This window comes from Salibacter halophilus (assembly GCF_008806325.1).
Classification (GTDB): Bacteria; Bacteroidota; Bacteroidia; order Flavobacteriales_G; family Salibacteraceae; genus Salibacter; species Salibacter halophilus.
Genome location: NZ_WACR01000010.1, coordinates 1 through 17,686 on the forward strand (window position 1 = coordinate 1; position 17,686 = coordinate 17,686).

At 40.2% G+C, this 17,686-nt stretch carries 18 protein-coding genes; 11 read left to right on the plus strand and 7 right to left on the minus strand.

Features of this window, described 5'->3' with window-relative positions; all coding sequences use genetic code 11:
- On the minus strand, window positions 1–1,176 hold a 1,176-nt coding region (locus F3059_RS11420), incomplete at its 3' end, for a LamG-like jellyroll fold domain-containing protein (protein WP_151169363.1).
- Between the two features lie 121 nt (window positions 1,177–1,297).
- A complete protein-coding gene (locus F3059_RS11425; RefSeq protein ID WP_151169365.1) occupies window positions 1,298–2,473 on the minus strand; it encodes an acyl-CoA dehydrogenase family protein in 1,176 nt (391 codons plus the stop codon).
- 166 nt (window positions 2,474–2,639) lie between these two features.
- Between F3059_RS11425 and F3059_RS11430 the strand changes: the two genes are divergently transcribed.
- From F3059_RS11430 to F3059_RS11450, 5 genes are read left to right on the plus strand one after another with little or no spacing between them, the layout of a single operon-like run.
- The gene (locus tag F3059_RS11430) at window positions 2,640–3,401 is read left to right on the plus strand and encodes a DUF4271 domain-containing protein (RefSeq protein WP_170265160.1); all 762 of its coding nucleotides are present in this window, start codon (window positions 2,640–2,642) and stop codon (window positions 3,399–3,401) included.
- A 46-nt stretch (window positions 3,402–3,447) separates the two neighbouring features.
- On the plus strand, window positions 3,448–4,197 hold the full coding sequence (locus F3059_RS11435) for a uroporphyrinogen-III synthase (protein WP_151169369.1): 750 nt from the start codon (window positions 3,448–3,450) through the stop codon (window positions 4,195–4,197).
- Between the two features lie 59 nt (window positions 4,198–4,256).
- Window positions 4,257–4,655 (plus strand): ribonuclease P protein component, encoded by a 399-nt coding sequence (gene rnpA, locus F3059_RS11440; protein WP_151169371.1) that lies wholly within the window; start codon window positions 4,257–4,259, stop codon window positions 4,653–4,655.
- 59 nt (window positions 4,656–4,714) lie between these two features.
- Window positions 4,715–6,400: a S41 family peptidase gene (locus F3059_RS11445; protein ID WP_151169373.1), complete on the plus strand. Its 1,686-nt coding sequence runs from the start codon at window positions 4,715–4,717 to the stop codon at window positions 6,398–6,400.
- 1 nt (window position 6,401) lies between these two features.
- The gene (locus F3059_RS11450) at window positions 6,402–7,973 is read left to right on the plus strand and encodes an O-antigen ligase family protein (RefSeq protein WP_151169375.1); all 1,572 of its coding nucleotides are present in this window, start codon (window positions 6,402–6,404) and stop codon (window positions 7,971–7,973) included.
- Here the strand turns inward: F3059_RS11450 and F3059_RS11455 are convergent.
- The 4 genes from F3059_RS11455 to F3059_RS11470 are packed head-to-tail and all read right to left on the minus strand — an operon-like array spanning window position 7,949 to window position 11,921.
- The gene (locus F3059_RS11455; RefSeq protein ID WP_151169377.1) at window positions 7,949–9,052 is read right to left on the minus strand and encodes a glycosyltransferase family 4 protein; all 1,104 of its coding nucleotides are present in this window, start codon (window positions 9,050–9,052) and stop codon (window positions 7,949–7,951) included. The two genes, F3059_RS11450 and F3059_RS11455, sit on opposite strands and share 25 nt — an antisense overlap.
- Window positions 9,045–9,800 carry a glycosyltransferase family 2 protein gene (locus tag F3059_RS11460; protein ID WP_151169379.1) on the minus strand — a complete coding sequence of 252 codons (756 nt, stop codon included), beginning with the start codon at window positions 9,798–9,800 and terminating at the stop codon, window positions 9,045–9,047. Before F3059_RS11460 ends, F3059_RS11455 begins: the two co-directional genes overlap by 8 nt.
- Entirely contained in the window at window positions 9,797–11,362 is a 1,566-nt protein-coding gene (alr, locus tag F3059_RS11465; protein WP_151169381.1) for an alanine racemase, read from the minus strand. Before alr ends, F3059_RS11460 begins: the two co-directional genes overlap by 4 nt.
- Window positions 11,337–11,921: a thymidine kinase gene (locus F3059_RS11470; RefSeq protein WP_151169383.1), complete on the minus strand. Its 585-nt coding sequence runs from the start codon at window positions 11,919–11,921 to the stop codon at window positions 11,337–11,339. The genes alr and F3059_RS11470 overlap by 26 nt, the downstream gene beginning before the upstream one ends.
- An 84-nt stretch (window positions 11,922–12,005) precedes the next feature.
- Between F3059_RS11470 and F3059_RS11475 the strand changes: the two genes are divergently transcribed.
- The 6 genes from F3059_RS11475 to F3059_RS11500 all read left to right on the plus strand — a co-directional run bounded on the left by F3059_RS11475 (window position 12,006) and on the right by F3059_RS11500 (window position 16,797).
- Window positions 12,006–12,854 (plus strand): hypothetical protein, encoded by an 849-nt coding sequence (locus F3059_RS11475; RefSeq protein ID WP_151169385.1) that lies wholly within the window; start codon window positions 12,006–12,008, stop codon window positions 12,852–12,854.
- 17 nt (window positions 12,855–12,871) lie between these two features.
- A complete protein-coding gene (locus F3059_RS11480; RefSeq protein WP_151169387.1) occupies window positions 12,872–13,288 on the plus strand; it encodes a tellurite resistance TerB family protein in 417 nt (138 codons plus the stop codon).
- Window position 13,289: 1 nt separating this feature from the next.
- Window positions 13,290–13,970 carry a 16S rRNA (cytidine(1402)-2'-O)-methyltransferase gene (gene rsmI / locus F3059_RS11485; RefSeq protein WP_151169389.1) on the plus strand — a complete coding sequence of 227 codons (681 nt, stop codon included), beginning with the start codon at window positions 13,290–13,292 and terminating at the stop codon, window positions 13,968–13,970.
- On the plus strand, window positions 13,967–14,494 hold the full coding sequence (locus F3059_RS11490; RefSeq protein WP_170265161.1) for a biotin transporter BioY: 528 nt from the start codon (window positions 13,967–13,969) through the stop codon (window positions 14,492–14,494). Before rsmI ends, F3059_RS11490 begins: the two co-directional genes overlap by 4 nt.
- A gap of 26 nt (window positions 14,495–14,520) precedes the next feature.
- Window positions 14,521–15,336 carry a DUF3108 domain-containing protein gene (locus tag F3059_RS11495; protein ID WP_170265162.1) on the plus strand — a complete coding sequence of 272 codons (816 nt, stop codon included), beginning with the start codon at window positions 14,521–14,523 and terminating at the stop codon, window positions 15,334–15,336.
- Between the two features lie 159 nt (window positions 15,337–15,495).
- Window positions 15,496–16,797, plus strand: coding sequence for a peptidoglycan DD-metalloendopeptidase family protein (locus F3059_RS11500; protein WP_151169395.1), 1,302 nt, complete (start codon window positions 15,496–15,498; stop codon window positions 16,795–16,797).
- On the opposite strand, the gene F3059_RS11505 is transcribed toward F3059_RS11500, so the two are convergent.
- Entirely contained in the window at window positions 16,790–17,620 is an 831-nt protein-coding gene (locus tag F3059_RS11505; protein WP_223274605.1) for a glycerophosphodiester phosphodiesterase family protein, read from the minus strand. The genes F3059_RS11500 and F3059_RS11505 overlap by 8 nt on opposite strands.
- Between the last annotated feature and the right edge of the window lie 66 nt (window positions 17,621–17,686).

Consider the following 17,686-nt stretch of genomic DNA (forward strand, 5'->3'; position numbering starts at 1 on the left):
GCAGTTAGCAGGCGAAGTCACCTGCACAGTGTAGAGTCCGGTATCGTTAACGAGCGTGAAAGAATCGGTAGAAGAAGTGTTCCATAAGTAAGTAAAACCGGAATCAGCACCAATTACATAAAGTGAATCGCCACAACTGTTAGTAACAGGAGGAACAATCGAAATATCAGGAAATGAATCTAGAGTAAAGGAATACGTAACAGAATCGGGGCAAATCGTAGAGTTGCGGTAGAGTTTGAATTCGTAGTAGCCTCCTGATTGAATTTGGATCTGAAAGGTGTCGTGATTTTGAGTAAAAGAAGTATCAGGAGTGTTGACAACCCACGTTTTAGAAAAAACATTGTTGGTGTCAGAAGAATATCCAGTAAGGATATCACCGAGACACAGGTTATTTGAATCGAGCCCGAAAAAGCTTATTCCGGAAAAGTTAATATCAAAGAGATTTTGGATTTCGGTTGTTGTCAGCTCTCTGTCCCAAAACCCAACATCATCTATCTTTCCTTTGAATTCGTACAGTATGCTTTGATTACTACAAAATCTACCCGCACCAAATCTGTAAGGAACACTTGAGCTGTTGTTACCTGTAGAAGGGATATTTATTTGATTTTGGTAAACCCCATTGAGGTATGACTTTAAAATGTCGTTTTGAGCATCTTTTACATAAGTAATCATTTGCCATTGGCTACATGGATTGAAAGGGGCTCCTGTTCTGTAGTATGTACCTGAAGCGCTACTTCGGTAGTTAAACTTAATGGTATCCTGAAAGTAGATGCCAAAAATATCATCCCCTGCTCCGTATGGACAGGCATACTTTTGAACTATTTTTTGATTTGCATTAAAGGGCTGAGTAGTGTCAATTAAAGCCCATACATTTATTGTAAAGGATTCGTTAGTGCCAAATTGAAGTTGATGTGGGTCTTGAACTTCTATGAAATCTCCATTTCCATCGAAATAGAATGCACTATTAGGATTTCCAAATCTATCAGTTGTAGATGATACATTACCAAAAAGGGCGCCATCATTGTTGAAAGTACTTTCGTCATTGGCATTTCCATTGAATGGATACCAGGCAACTAGACCATTTGATGGAACATTAGGAGGAAGTGTTTGTCCATTTGAGAAAAAGGAAACAAACACAAAAACGAAAAATAAAATGGTCTTTAATATGGTAGGCATGTCTGATTAATTCCTTCCAAAACTAATGAATTGAAATAATTTATTGAAATAAGTCTCATAAACAATAAAGCCTTCGCTCAAAAATGTTGAACGAAGGCTAATGATTTCCTTTAATGTGCTCCTATTTAAAGGCGTTAATTCCTGTAATATCCATTCCAGTTATAAGGAGATGAATATCATGCGTTCCTTCATATGTGATAACTGACTCGAGGTTAGCCATGTGGCGCATAATCGGATATTCATTCGTGATTCCCATTCCGCCAAGTATTTGGCGAGCTTCACGGCCAATTTTCAGAGCCATATCTACATTGTTTCGTTTAGCCATAGAGATTTGTCCGGGAGTTGCTCTTCCTTCATCTCTCAATTGGCCAAGTCGAAAAGTCAATGTTTGAGCTTTCGTGATTTCGGTAATCATCTCAGCTAATTTTTTTTGCTGAAGTTGAAATGACGCGATGGGCTTACCAAATTGTGTTCTTTCTTTAGCATATTTTAATGCCGCATCATAGCAATCCATAGCTGCGCCAATAGCTCCCCATGCGATTCCGTACCGGGCAGAGTTTAAGCAGGAGAGTGGTCCGCCAAGTCCTTTCTTGCCTTCGAAAACATTTTCTTTAGGGACTTTAACATCATTGAAGATCAGTTCTCCGGTTGCTGATGCACGTAAAGAGTGCTTTCCCTTCATCTCAGGAGTTTCAAATCCTTCCATTCCTCTTTCAACAACTAAACCCTGAATTTCATCATTTTCATTTTTAGCCCAAACGACTGCGATATCTGCAAAAGGAGCATTTGAAATCCACATTTTAGCTCCGTTCAAAATGACATGGTCGCCATCTTCTTTGAAATTTGTGATCATACTTCCCGGGTCAGATCCGTGGTCTGGCTCGGTGAGACCAAAACAGCCAATCATTTCTCCAGTAGCGAGCTTTGGTAAATATTTCTTTTTTTGTTCTTCAGATCCGTACTTCCAAATTGGGAACATTACAAGTGAAGATTGAACAGAAGCAGTTGATCTAACGCCTGAGTCAACACGTTCAAGTTCCTGCATTAACAATCCGTAAGTAACTTGACTCAATCCCGGTCCTCCATACTCTTCAGGAATGTATGGGCCAAAACACCCGTGATCTGCCAGTCCTTTGAGAATTTGATTCGGAAACTCTGAGCGTTCGTAATAATCCTCAATGATTGGTGACACCTCTTGCTTTAACCAGGTTCTGAGTGAGTCGCGCATGAGTTTTTGTTCGTCACTGAAAAACTCATCCATCATATAGTAGTCGTGCGCTTCAAATTTATCAGCCATATCTTTGTTTTTTGCCTTGTCAATAAGTTGAGTTCAAAAGTATTTAATTTACCTCGTTTCAAAACTTCATTGAGCCACTTTATAAATACTAACCTACTTTTGCATTGTGGTAACAAACCAAAATCCATATTGGTTGAGTCCTTCCAACGATTCAGTATTTGTTGGAGTGAAACCTTATGTTGTATACGGATCTGACAGTGATCAGTTTTTTCATCGTTCACTTTCAGAACCGGATCAAGCCGACTACAGTCAGTATTTTACACAGCGTTCGACTTCCTTCACGGCAGACTGGATTTTCTTTTTATTGCTGGGGGTTCTCTTTCTTTTCGCATACCTGAGAAGATACAGCGGAAGACAGATGAATGAAGTCCTGGCTTCTTTTTGGAATAGCAGGTTTGCTAACCAGTTGATTAGGGAAGAGGGAGCTTTCGTTGGTAATGTCAATATAGTGCTGTTGCTCAATGCTTTTTTGTTGCTAGGCTTTTTCGGATTTAAGCTTTGGCTTTTTGTTTTTGGAGATAACCCAGGTGAACTACCGGCTCTTGGTGTTTATGCAGTTATCACTGCCTCTATGGTGGTATTGTTTCTACTAAAATTGCTTGTTCATCGCTTGTTTGCAGGGCTGTTTCAGGTTGGTGATTTCTTAAAGGATTATCTCTGGCATTATTTTCAATTTTTTCAAATGCTTGGTGTAGGGCTATTACCCATAGCAATTATTAGTAGCTATACACCTTCATTCACGAGCTTTACATGGCTTATTGTGGTGGTATGTATTTTGTTAATCGTATTCGTAATCAGGTTGCTGAAAACATTTTATCGATCTGTGGCTGAGTATAAAATTTCTCCTTTATACATTATTTTGTACCTTTGCGCCTTCGAAATTCTACCTTGGATTATTGCTTGTAAGTGGCTATTGGAAGTCGTTTAATCTGGTAGTTGAGTAGGTAAACGCAAAAAATACGGAGGGATTCACGTTGAAAGTTAAAAGTATCTTAGTTTCACAGCCCAAGCCCGACAATGAAAGATCGCCTTATTTTGATCTGGCAGACAGGCTAAAGCTCAAGATTGATTTTAGGCCATTCATTCACGTTGAAGGTGTACCCGCGCAGGAATTCAGAAAGCAAAAGGTTGGTATCCTCGAGCACTCGGCAGTAATTTTTACAAGCCGAAATGCTGTTGATCACTTCTTTAGAATGTGTGAAGAAATGCGCGTTAACGTGCCAGAATCGATGAAATACTTTTGTATTTCTGAGTCTACGGCCTATTATCTTCAAAAGTATGTGGTGTACAGAAAGCGTAAAATTTTCCACGGAAAACAACGCTTTGTCGACTTGATCGATGTTATGAAGCGCCACAAGAAGGAAAAGTTCCTTTTACCGTGCTCTGATATCCTCAAAAAAGATATCCCTAAATTGCTCGATAAAGAAGGTTACTCTTACACTAAAGCGGTTTTTTACCGCACAGTGTGTTCAGATCTCAGTGATTTGGAATCTGTAAAATACGATATGCTGGTATTCTTTAGTCCGGCAGGTATTGAATCACTCTTTAAAAACTTCCCCAACTTTGAACAGGGAGATACTCGTTTGGCAGTTTTTGGTCCCACAACAACCAAAGCTGTTAAAGACCGTGGTTTGAGAGTAGATATTCAGGCTCCAACGAAAAATGCTCCATCCATGACGATGGCAATTGAGCAATACGTTAAGGAAAAGAATAAAAAGAAGTAAATTATTTACGATTACTTTTGAAGGGGTAACGGCTTTGCTCGTTGCCCCTTTTTTGTATCATGGAAAACAGGCTTACAAAACAAGAACGACTCAATAAACAGAATGCTATTCAGGCACTTTTTAAAAAAGGTACATCTTTAAAAGCAAGGCCTTTCAAAACATTGTTTATTGTTGAAGAAAGTGATGCTGAAGCACCTGTAAGTGTTTTGTTTGTTGTTCCAAAAAGAAACTTAAAACTAGCTGTCGATCGCAATAGGATGAAGCGGTTGATGCGTGAAGTATACAGAAAAAATAAATCCGGAATAAATGAAGCTGCAGTATCTGCAGGTAAAACAGTAACTTTAGCCTTGATCTTTACAGGTCATAAACCCGTTGCTTATTCAACTGTTGAAGATAAAATAATCCTAATTTTACAGCGTTTACAAAAAACGCTAATTAATGAAACCTCAAACTCGTAATTCTCGCACATTAATTGAGTTATTTTTAAAGTCAATTGAGGTAAACAAGTTTTAGATAAATGAAACGAGCGCTAAAAATTCTATCCATTTCAATATTTTCAGTAGTGTTGATAGGTAGTGGAATTCTGTTCACTGCCGGTAAATCTGCTGATAATTATTTCCAAATTGCTAAGAACATTGACATTTTCAACACGCTTTACAAGCAAATCAATGTTTACTACGTAGACGAAACAAAACCGGGTAAGCTGATTAAAACAGCGATCGATGCAATGTTGGATTCGCTCGACCCGTACACGGTTTTTTATCCCGAAAGCGATATCGAAGATTACAAGTTCATGACCACAGGTCAGTACGGTGGAATTGGAGCATTGATCAGAACCGTGGATAATCACGTTGTAATTGCTGAACCTTATGAGAACTTTCCGGCCCAAAAGGCTGGACTGAGAGCAGGTGACCGAATCATTACAGTTGACGGAGATACGGCTATCGGGAAAAACTCTTCTGAGATGAGCAAGGTTCTGAAAGGACAACCGGGCACGAAGCTCAAAATGGTTGTCGATAGACCTGGATCTGACCAATACCTGGAAGTAGAAGTGATCAGAGAAGAAGTGAAAATCGATGAAGTTCCTTATTACGGGGAAGTTGAAGAAGGTGTGGGGTATATCAAACTCAACAGCTTTACAGAAACGGCTTCGAGCAATGTGAAAAAAGCTCTTGTTGATTTGAAGGAAAATGAAGGAGTTGAATCTGTCATTTTGGATCTACGCGGAAATGGTGGTGGTTTGCTTCGCGAAGCAGTAAATATTGTAAACCTTTTTGTGCCCAAAGGAACTGAGGTTGTTTACACAAAAGGGAAAAACGAAGAGTGGAACCGTAGTCATCGCACGATAAACGATCCGGTTGATCTCGAAATTCCATTAACTGTTTTGATCGATGGTTCTTCTGCATCAGCATCTGAGATTGTTGCGGGAACGATTCAGGATCTCGATCGCGGTGTTGTGATCGGTCAAAATTCTTTTGGGAAAGGTCTTGTTCAGCAAACAAAAGATCTTTCATACAACACAAAAATGAAAGTGACGGTTGCCAAGTACTACATTCCAAGCGGCCGCTGTATTCAACGACTCGATTACTCTCACAAAGATGAAGAAGGAAATGCAACCGAAGTTCCTGATTCTTTGCGTAAAGAATTTGAAACTGAAAATGGCAGAACTGTTTTAGACGGAGCCGGAATTGAGCCTGATATCAAGGTAGAAAACCAAAAAGCGTCACCTATTTTACAGGTGCTTTTGGGAAAGAGTTTGATTTTTGATTACGCCACACACTTTAGGAATGAAAATGACTCAATTTCGCCTGCTTCAACTTTTCAAATATCTGATGAGCAATATGCTGATTTTGAGAAGTGGTTGAGTACTAAAGATTACGAGTACACAACCCGCACAGAAAAGATGCTGGAAAAGCTAGAAGAAGCAACGAAAAAAGAAAAGTATTACAACGAGATAAAAGATTCATATGCTGAGCTCAAACAGCAGATGCATCACAATAAAGGCAGAGATTTAAAAACCTTCCGCGATCAAATTGATAAAGTACTGGAAAACGAAATAGCATCGCGTTACTACTATCAAAAGGGGAGGATTCAGGCATCTCTCAATGAAGATGATGATGTAGCAAAAGCAGTCGAGGTTCTGAACAACAACGAGAAGTATTCTGGAATCTTAACAGTTTCGGCTAATACCCAGGAAAAGTAAGATGCTGTTTGGTTCAAAATGGCATAGAATAATAGATATCATAGCCCTTTCGCTCCTCTGCGTAGGGCTATTTTTTTCAAAAGCTTTTATCAGCATTGGGGCAATCACATTTGCCGTCAACTGGTTTTTAAAAAAAGACTTACTGGTCAGAACCAAAAGCTTTTTCACCGATCGGCTGGCATGGATTCTATTGATCGTATTTCTTTTACATGTCATTGGATTGAGCTGGACGCACGACTTTGATTACGCACTCAAAGACTTGCGAATAAAACTTCCGCTACTTCTTTTTCCAATTGCATTTTCAGCATTTAAACGATTTTCAGATCTCGAAACAAAGATCATTTTAGGTTTTTTCATTTCTAGTGCCCTGGTGAGCACCATTATTAGCTACAACCTCTATTTGACGCAATACCCTGATCAGATTTCTGATATCCGCAACATCTCAAAATACATCTCTCATATTCGGTTTAGCTTGCTGATTGTGATGGCGATAATTTTCATCGCTGAAGGTATCAGGCAGCGGTATATTTTGGGGAAATGGAAAGTTATTGGAGCTATTTTGATTTTGTGGTTCATCTACTTCCTTTCGGTTATTAATGTTATTGGCGGGTATGTTGCTCTCGGGTTAGGAGCTCTAACAGCTCTAATCTACTTTACACGTGAAGCGTCTAAAAAATTGGCAACCTTTTTTTGGAGTGCGTTTATTGTGTTATTCATAGCTACAGGTTGGTGGATGTACGATACGGCAAAGAGCTACCTCACAGTAAAACAGGATTTTGATTATTCGCAAGAATACACTCCTTACGGTGATATTTACGTGACTGATCGTGAGGATAAACGAGTTGAAAACGGTTATTACATCACTCATTTTGTCGCTTACGGGGAATTGCGAAAAACCTGGGAAAAGCGGAGTGATATTCCGTTCGATAGCCTTGACGCAAAAGGTCAGCGAATTGAAATGACGATGAAGCGCTTTATCACATCAAAAGGACTCAAAAAAGATCGGGATGGGGTTATGGCTCTGACCGATGAAGAAATTAAAGCCATTGAAAATGGTGTGGCAAGTGTACGTTACATGGATGCGAGCGGAATAGAACTACGCTATCTCAAAATTTTGTTCGAGTTCAATAATTATCTCGAAGGATTTAATCCGCAGGGAAATTCCCTCACGATGAGACTCGAATACATGAAAACAGGTTGGCATATTTTCACTCAAAATCCTTTTTTAGGAGTTGGAACGGGTGATGTTCAGGCTAGTTTTGACAGGGCTTACGATGAACTCAATTCCCCGCTAAAAGGAGATTACAGGCGAAGAGCACACAATCAATTACTCACTTTTTTAATCACATTTGGAGCAATTGGTTTTGCTTTGGTTCTTTTCAGTTTTGTAGCACCATTTTGGTCAGAGCCAAATGCCCGATCATTGGTTTACATTCTTTTCTTCGTTGTTGTGATGTCTTCGATGTTGAGTGAGGATACACTGGAAACGCAAGTAGGCGTTACATTCTTTGCGTTTTTCAACTCTTTCTTGTTGCAGGGGCTACCTCGTCAATTTTCTAATAAAGATCGGTAGACTTCAAGCGTCTTTTGCGCTGTTGCTTCTTTTGTGAAGTTTTCGAGCAGATTTGTAGCTCCCTCAATCATTTCGTTTTTCAAAGCTTCGTCCTTGAGTAACCGCTCGACTTGATCAGCAAGTTTTTTGGGGCTCTTTACCGGAGCTATTAATCCTGTTTTTTCATTTTGAACAATCTCTGGAATTCCGCCAGCTTGAGTAGCTACAACCGGAACTTTACACCCAAATGCATCCAGGATGGATGTCCCTAATCCTTCTGTCTTTGAGGTGATGAGGAAAATGTCAAAATCTGAAATGATTTCGAGAACGTCTTTTTGGAATCCGGTCATGAAAATATGATCAGCAATTCCTGAGTTTTTGACGAGCTCTTGAACATCACTTTTGAGCGGACCATCACCAACTATCACAAATTGTGCATCAGAGCCTCGGCTAACGATTTCTTTAGCAGTTTCAATGAATGTTGGATAATCCTTGTGATCAGCTAGAGCTGCTACATTTCCGATTATCGTTTTGTTTGGATTTAGCCCGAATTTTTCAATTAGAGGATGACTGAGCTTGCGCTTCTCGTAGCGTGATTTATCAACTCCTGAGTAGACTGTTTTTAATAGAGATTTGTCGCGAATTGAAGGTGCTGTAATCTCTTTAATCATGTCACTAACGCACAGTATGGCTCTGACCATTGGATGATTGTACTTCCATTTTGAGAGCGGTGATTTAGAAACAGGAAAATCAACTCGCCTGCTCACGACTATAGGGCAATCATTCCCGAAAAAAGAAGCGGCCATTACAGCGAAAGTATGCGCGTGAGAATCGTGAACGTGAATAATATCGATGTTTTCTTTCCTGCAAACACGCCTTACAGCTTTTGCAAAAAGTGGATTCACAGAAAAGCGTTCTTTAACCTCAGTACATGGCCAGTTTTGACTTTTACAACGCTGGGCCATTTCACCGTCTTTTGCACAGAGGATATGTTGATCAATGTCTTTTTTAAAGAGTTCTTCAGCGAGATACGCGAGTTGTTGCTCGCCTCCGCGCCACGATGTTGGCGTTGATATGTGCAGTATTTTAGGGTTACGCACCGCGCTGAATTTTAAGTAATTTGGAATATTTCAAATAAGTAGCGTAAGCAGAGTACCAGGCGATTTTGAATCCGGCTTTGCCATCGAGTAGTCCTAGTCTCAATAGATAACCGCCAACAAATTTTGCAAAAGGGTTAATGATTAATTTCAACCAGTTTGATTTTTTGCCTTTTTTGAAAGCGGCTTTACTCGAAATATCAGTGAATTTATGAATTTGCTTGAGATGTTGATCGAATGAATAAAAACTGTAATGAAGTAAGTGTCCGTCAAGTAATTTTTCAGAACTGCCTTTTTCTAATTCATAACGATCGTGCGGATTGAGGCCTGTCCATTTCCCCTTTCGTGAATCCCAAAGTCGAAGCTTGATATCAGGGTACCAGTTTCCGTGCCTGATCCAGGAGCCGCAATAGTTGGTGAGTCGCCTAATTTTGTAGCCGTCAACTGAAAAACTTTCCTTGGCTTTTTTGATGCTTTTTGTGAGTTCTTCATCTAGCGCTTCATCGGCATCGAGCGAAAGGACATGCGGATATTTGGCTTGTGTAATCGCCCAGTTTTTTTGCTCGATGTGTCCGTCAAATTTATGTGTGACAAAACGTGCCCCTTTTTCCTCACAAATTTCTTTTGTGCGATCGGTAGAAAAGCTGTCAACCACCACGATATCATCAGCTACTGGCTTGAGCGAATCGAGGCAACGACCAATATTCTGTTCCTCGTTGAAGGTTATTATGACGGCACTGATCGGTGTCATTCCTGCAAATAAACACGTTTTACCCGACCTGAGACACTTGTGAGCACTTCATACGGAATCGTTTCCATGATTTTGGCGAGTTGTTGTACTGTTTGGTTCTGACCAAAAACAATGACTTCGTCACCTTCTTTTACATCGGTCAGATCCGTAATATCCAGCATGCACATGTCCATGCAAATATTTCCAATGATAGGAGCCGGTTGGTTGTTGATCAACATATGGGCTTTTCGGTTTCCGAGTCTGCGATCGAGGCCATCAGCGTAACCGATGCTTACCGTTGCGATACGCATTTTTTTAGATGCCTTTTCTGCACGTCCGTAACCAACCGTTTCACCAGCTTCAATTTCGCGTATTTGTACAATCTCTGATCGAAGCGAAGAAATGTGTTTCAGTTTTGGTTGAAGTTCTTTGTCACCGGTAACCCCGTAAATTCCGAGTCCGAGACGAACCATGTCGAATTGCGCATCGGGGAAACGTGAAATACCTGATGAATTGAGAATGTGTTTTTGGAAACTGTAACCGAGTTCTTTTTCCAGCTTTTGTGCGATACGCTCAAACTTTTCGATTTGACCGAGGGTGAAATCGTTTTCATTTGGATCTTCGCTCACGGCAAGGTGCGACATCACAGAGGTTACTCTTACGCTCGGTTCTGACCGTAATTGTTCGATTAATTCATCAATTTGATGTTCCTCAAATCCGAGTCGGTTCATGCCGGTATCAACCTTGATATGAATGGGATAAGGATTTTCAAACTCACTGGCTGATTTCTTCAACTTTTCAGTAAAAGCACGAAATCCTCGCAAATTGTAAATCTCAGGCTCCAGGTTAAAACGAATCATCGCTTCGTAGCCGCTCTGTTCAGGACTCAAAACCATAATGGGTAATTCTACACCGGCAAGCCTCAGGTTGATGCCTTCATCGGGATAAGCAACACCAAGATAATCGACATCATTTGCCTGGAGTAAATTTCCTATTTGCGTGATTCCACTTCCGTAAGCAGCGGCTTTCACCATGACCATCAACTTCACATTTGGCTTGAGAACACTGCGGTAAACATTGAGGTTGTGGATGAGGTTATCGAGCGAAATGTTCAGTATTGTCTCGTGTGTCTTTTCCTGAAAAACGTAATCGAGCTTTTGAAAATTAGATTTTGACGACCCGGCAACTAAAATGAAGTGTTCTTCAAATGAGAGGAGGTCTTCATTCTCGAGAAACTTGCTAACGTTCTTGTAAAACGCCTGATTTTGGTATTTGAACTGTTCACGGTTTTCGCAAAATCCCGGGCCAATTCCTATAAATCGCTCAATGATATTCTGCTGCAAGATATTTGCAATTTCCTCATATAGTTGTGGTTTAGGTTTACCGGCAGGATCTGAAAGAATAACCGTTTTCCTGGCATTCTTTCCCTGCTGCAGGAGAAAATTCATGGATTTGCGAATATCGCTGAGATCTTCACATTTGAGGTTACTCACGAGAGTAGATCCGTAAATCCCTGATTTCATCTCCATAGCGTTTTCACGCATATCGAGTAGTTTGCTATTTTGTCGCGCTTTGAATTTCATAAAAACATTTTCGGCAAAGAGGCTGATAATCTTCTTTTTCTCCTAAATGAACGAGTGCCTCTGCTTTGCTTATACGGTTTGAGTGGTTGGCGAGGTTTCCGCATTTGACACAAACAGCATGAACTTTGGTGACGTATTCGGCAACAGCCATAAGGTTAGGGATGGGACCAAAAGGATGACCTTTAAAATCCATGTCGAGTCCGGCTACAATAACTCTTGCGCCTCTGTTTGCCAGTTGAACACAAACCTCAGTGAGTTCATCGTCAAAAAACTGGGCTTCATCAATTCCCACCACATCAACGTTATCAGCCAAAATAGCGATGTTTCCTGATGATGGAACCGGAGTTGAGCTAATCGAGTTTTCATCGTGGCTCACAACTTCTTCTTCGTGATAACGAGTATCGATTTGTGGCTTGAAAATTTCAACGCGTTGTTTGGCAAATTCGGCACGTTTTAATCGTCTTATTAATTCCTCGGTCTTGCCCGAGAACATTGATCCACATATGACTTCTATCCAACCACTTTTAGCGTGGTGATTGATTGTATCTTCTAAAAACATTTAGGATGATTAAAAAATCAACATAGGAGACACACAAATCTAACTAAATTTGCGTTGTACAAAGGTGAATATAATTGAACCAAAATGCCGATAAAAACAGAAGAATTAAAAGAGATTGCCCTTAAACAAATTGAGTTGCTCAACAGTGATGCTGATGTGTTGAAATCATCTCAGCAGTTGAGTGAGAAACAAATCGATGAACTTTTAAGTCACGTTCAGCAGGTTCAACAAAAATTATCGGTGCTGAAGTTTATGTTGGAATTACCTGATGGCGAAGAAGTGGTTGTGACGCAAAACGCTGTTGAATCGAATAGCGAAAAAGAAGAAAAACCTGCTCAACACGAATCAATCATGCATCAGGTAGATGATTTTGAGGAATCAATTGCTGAGGATGCTGAAGAAGTGAAAGAAGATGAACGGTCAGAGCCTGAATCCGAAACCTTAAGTGGAGAAAAGCCTGATGAGCAAAAGACAGAGCCGGTTGAGGAAAAGAAAGAAGAAGAAATCGAAGAGGAACAGCCAAAAGCAGATTCTGAAGATTCGGCTGAGAAAACCGAAGATCGCTCTGAGGAAAAAAGTGAGGAAGTTGAAGAAAAGTCGGCTGAGAAGGGATCTGACCATGAAGTTGAAGAAAAATCAACCATTGAAGATTCTTCACCATCAAATAATTCACTTGCCGATTATCTCGGCAGCAAAAGAATCGATGACCTGAAAACGGCAATCGGGTTGAACGAACGCTTTTTGTTTTCAAATGAACTGTTCGATGGAAATATGGAAGCGTTTAACAGGGCATTGAGTGAATTGAATCATTTGGAAAGTTACGAACACGCAAATAATTACGTTGAAAAACAACTCAAACCAACTTATGAGTGGGACATGGAAAGTGAGACAACTGTTGCTTTTATGTCGTTAATTCAACGTAGATTTATGTAAAAATTTTTAACCGTTTTATGGAGACTGAAAACAAGCTTAAAAACAAAGAACATTTTCGCCACTTGCTCAGTATAGCAATGGCTGACGGTATTTTAGATAAAGCAGAACTCGATTTTTTATTTAAAATCTCAAACCAGTTTTATATCACTCGTGAAGAGTTGAGCGAGATCATTCAAAAACCGAATGAGTTTCACGATGAAAACATCAAACTCACTCAGCAAGATAGAGCTGAGCAACTTTACGACCTCGTTGAAATGATGAGCCTTGACGGTGAAGCCGATCAGCGGGAGCAGGAGCTTTGCATGAGCTTTGGCGTTGCTATGGGGATTGACTCTGAAAAAATTGAAGATTTCATCAAAACTGTTGCAGAAAAAATTGAGTCTGGCGAATCGAAAGAAGCTATCGCGAGCAGCTTAGTTGAAAAAGCCATTTAATATGGCAGGCCTTTATCTGGTTCCCACGCCAATTGGCAATTTAGAGGATATTACGGTCAGAGCCCTTTCAGTCCTCAAAGAGGTGGATTTGATTCTGGCCGAGGATACCCGGCAAACCGGAAAGCTCCTCAAGCATTTTAGTATTGACAAGCCGCTCAAATCTTTTCATCAGCACAACGAACACAAGCAGGTAGAAAAAGTAGTTGAATTACTCGAAGAAGGGCAAACACTAGCATTGGTCTCTGATGCGGGAACCCCCGGAATTTCAGATCCGGGATTTTTACTCGTTCGCGAATGCGTGGCTCACGATATTGATGTGCAAACGCTTCCCGGAGCAACCGCTTTTGTCCCTGCTCTTGTAAACTCAGGTTTGCCGTGCGATCGTTTTTTGTTTGAAGGCTTTCTTCCTCACAAAAAAGGAAGACAAACACGCCTTACAAAACTGGCTGAAGAGGAACGGACAATCGTTTTTTATGAATCGCCTCATCGGTTGGTGAAAACACTCAAGCAACTCAGCGAATATTTTGGATCTGACCGAAAAGCAGCAGTTTGCAGAGAATTGACTAAAATACACGAGGAAACAAAACGCGGCTCGCTTCATGAGTTACATGACTATTACGACTCTAAAGGTGTTAAAGGCGAAATAGTGGTCGTTGTTGAAGGACTCGGCAGAAAATCGTGAATACAAAGCAAATAGCCATATTCTTCATTTTATTGGGACTGGCCTGCCTAAGCGGACCACTGAGTATCCCGATTCCCGGAACTGAGGTAGATATATCGCTTCAAACCCTTTTTCTCGTTTTACCCGCTTTTGTTTTTCCTTTGAAAAAAGCATTGCTGTTGGTGTTGAGCTATTTGTTCCTGGGTGCGTTGGGGTTACCGGTTTTTTCAGATGGCTCTTCTGGGATAGATGTTTTATTGGGACCTCATATTGGCTTTTTCATTGGTTTTTTGATTTCAAATGTTGTTGCAAGTGCTCTTAAAGTATTCCTCAATAATAGGTTTTGGTCAACATTTATTAACTTTAGCATCAGTCAATTTGTGACCTTGATAACCGGATTTATCGTATTATCTATAAAACAGGACAGTCTTCATATTATGCTCGAAAGCCTGAATTTTATTCCGGGCCTACTCGTGAAATCACTGATTGGTTCTGGTGTAGTAGGCTGGCTGAGAGTTAAAAATCTAATTTGGCACGAACATTGAACTATATGATGCAAAAGGAGGAAATCATGAAAAGAATAGGAATCGTTTTCGTGGTGTTATTTGGCCTCAGCATGCTTCATGCCCAAAAGCCCGAAATCAAAAGAATTGAACAGGATATCAGTGAACTTCACAGAGTAGACTATCCCGTTTTTCAAAAAGGTGAACGTATTGAATATCTCGTGCATTACGGGATTGTTGATGCAGGTAAAGCTGTAATTGAAATTAAAAACGAAACACATTATTACGGAAGTCGTGAAGCACTTCACGTAGTAGGTAAAGGTAGAAGTGTTGGTGCTTTTGACTGGGTTTTTAAAGTAAGAGATACTTACGAGAGTTTTATCGATGCTAAAAACATTCACCCATACGAGTTTAAGCGCGATGTAAGTGAAGGTGGTTATGAGTTCAAACAACACTACAAGTTTGAACATGACGAAAACAAAGTGAAAACTGAAAAAGGTGAAGTGAAAAGAGTTCCTTACGGAATACAGGATATGATTAGTGCATTTTACTTTGCCCGCACGCTCGACCTCAGTAAATATGAAAAAGGTGAAATAATCGTTTTACAAGCATTCATGGACGGAAAAATTGAACCTTTAAAAATTCGCTACACAGGTAGAGAAACGATTAAAACTGAAGCAGGTAAGTTCAGGTGCTTAAAGTTTGAACCAATCGTTCAGCCGGGAAGGGTTTTTGACGAACCGGGAGATCTCACAGTGTATATTACTGATGATAAAAACAGAATACCGGTCTTGGCTAAAGCAGGAATTTTGGTAGGCTCAATAAAAATGGAACTTACCAATTACAGCCAGCTTTCACATCCTGTAGCTTTAGTGAGTAAATAATTTTCACAATTCATTGTGAATCAAATTTAAAGCAGGTCTAATTTTTAGGCCTGCTTTTCGTTTTCTTTGGATAAATGAGTTGTATATTCGCAGCCGTTTTAGCGAACCTCATAGAGAAGAACTCGTAAATAACGCGAATTATCAGCCAAAATACCTGACATGGCGAAACATAAATTAGCTTACATCTTACTGGGAATCACAGTTGCCGTTTTTGCCGGCCTTCTTTTATTTTGTGAAAATAACAGTCAGAACCCGCAAACCCTCGCGCAATCGTCTACCGTAGCCGACACGCTCACTCCCGATTCCAGTGAACTCAACATGGAATACGGAATGATTGCCGACTCATTTTCTGTGTACAAAGGAAAGATTGAACGCAATCAGTTTTTGGCAGATATCCTGCTCAAGTACAATGTTTCATATCCTGAGATTGACAGGTTGGTGAAAAATGCCAAAGACATTTTTGATGTCCGCGATATCCGTCACGGTCGCGATTACGCAGTTTATTGCAAGAAAGACAGCACTGGAAAAGCTGCTTGTTTTGTTTATGAACCCAACCCAACAGAGTATGTTGTTTTTGATTTGAGAGATAGTATTTCTGTCTTTAAAGGACAAAAAGAGATTGAAGTCAGAACGAAAGAAGCCTCAGGTGTAATAACATCATCTCTTTTTGAAACATTAGTCGATAATGATTTGAGTCCGGCACTTGCTTTGGAGTTAAGCGACATTTATGCCTGGACAATCGACTTCTACCGCATTCAAAAAGGAGATTATTTTAAAGTAGTTTTTGATGAGCATTACGTTGATGATGAATTCATTGGCGTAGGTAAAATTCATGCTGCAAACTTCAACCACATGGGGAATCCATTTTACGCTTTCAGCTTTAACGATGGCGACTTTGAAGATTACTACGATGAAAATGGAGAGAGTTTGCGCAAAGCATTCCTAAAATCCCCACTCAAGTTTGGCCGATTGACTTCAGGCTACACAAAACGCAGATTCCACCCGGTTCAAAAGCGTTGGAAAGCTCATCTTGGAACCGATTATGCTGCTCCGCGCGGAACGCCTATTATGAGTACAGGTGACGGTGTTGTTATAGCGGCTCAATACAGCAAGTACAACGGGAATTACGTAAAAATCCGTCACAACGGAACTTATACCACTCAGTATCTTCACATGACCAAGATCAAGAGCGGAATTAGAGCTGGTGTAAAAGTTAAGCAGAGCGATATTATCGGTTATGTTGGAAGCACAGGCTTAGCGACCGGACCTCACGTTTGCTACCGCTTTTGGAAAAACGGAAGTCAGGTTGATCACAGACGCGAAAAATTGCCTCCATCAAAACCGGTTAAAGAAGATATGCGCGAAGAGTTTGAGCAGGAAATGCACGAACAAAAACAGCAACTCGATAGTATTCCAATCGATACTGATGCTGTAAAAGGTGAAAAACTAGCGTCTATTTAATTTCGGTCAGAACCTCAGTTAACCTGTTGGGGTAATCCGTGATAATTCCGTCAATGCCCCAGTTGATCAGGTTTATCATGTCGTCTTTTTCGTTGACTGTCCAGGAAATTACCCGAATATTTTGTTCGTGTAAATTCTCAATGTCTTGAGCATTTAAAAGTTCAAAATCTGGACTGTAGATGTCTGGTTTAAAACCGAGCTCAGCGATGTTTTCTTCAAATGGTTTTACATTCTCAATAAGCAAAGCAATCTCTACTTCAGGATGGTTTTCATGAGCGTATTGCAGAGTTCTAATATCAAATGATTGAAGCGTAAACCGATCAGTCAATCCGTGCTTCTTAATAGTTTGAATCAGTAATTCAGCAAACTCATTTGGCTCAGGATGGTAGATGTTATCCGTTTCGGGAATGCATTTTGTTTCTATGTTGAAGTGAACCGGAGGAGTATTGTTCTTTTCACTGAAAGACTTAGCCAGTTCAATTACTTCAGTCAGAGTAGGTTTATAGGTTTTAATTTTTTTTTGTTCAGGAAATCTGGGATTGAACTTTGTTCCGCAGTCGAAATTCCGGATCTGACCGTGATCCATTTTATAGATGTTTAGCTTGTCGCTATTTTGCGGAATTGAGTCTGGAATATCACAAATCTCCTTGCTGATATAAGGCTCGTGTGAGACGATCAACCTGTTTTCTCCAGATACCACAACATCCATTTCGAGAGTAGTTACACCGATTTCCAGGGCTTTTTCAAATGCTTCGAGAGAATTTTCCGGGAGTAAGCCACGGCATCCGCGGTGACCCTGAATGTCGAAGTTTTCGTTATTCATATTCGTGCAATTTAGCATTAGCGACAGACAAATAGAGATGACGACAATAAATCTCATAATTTTGAA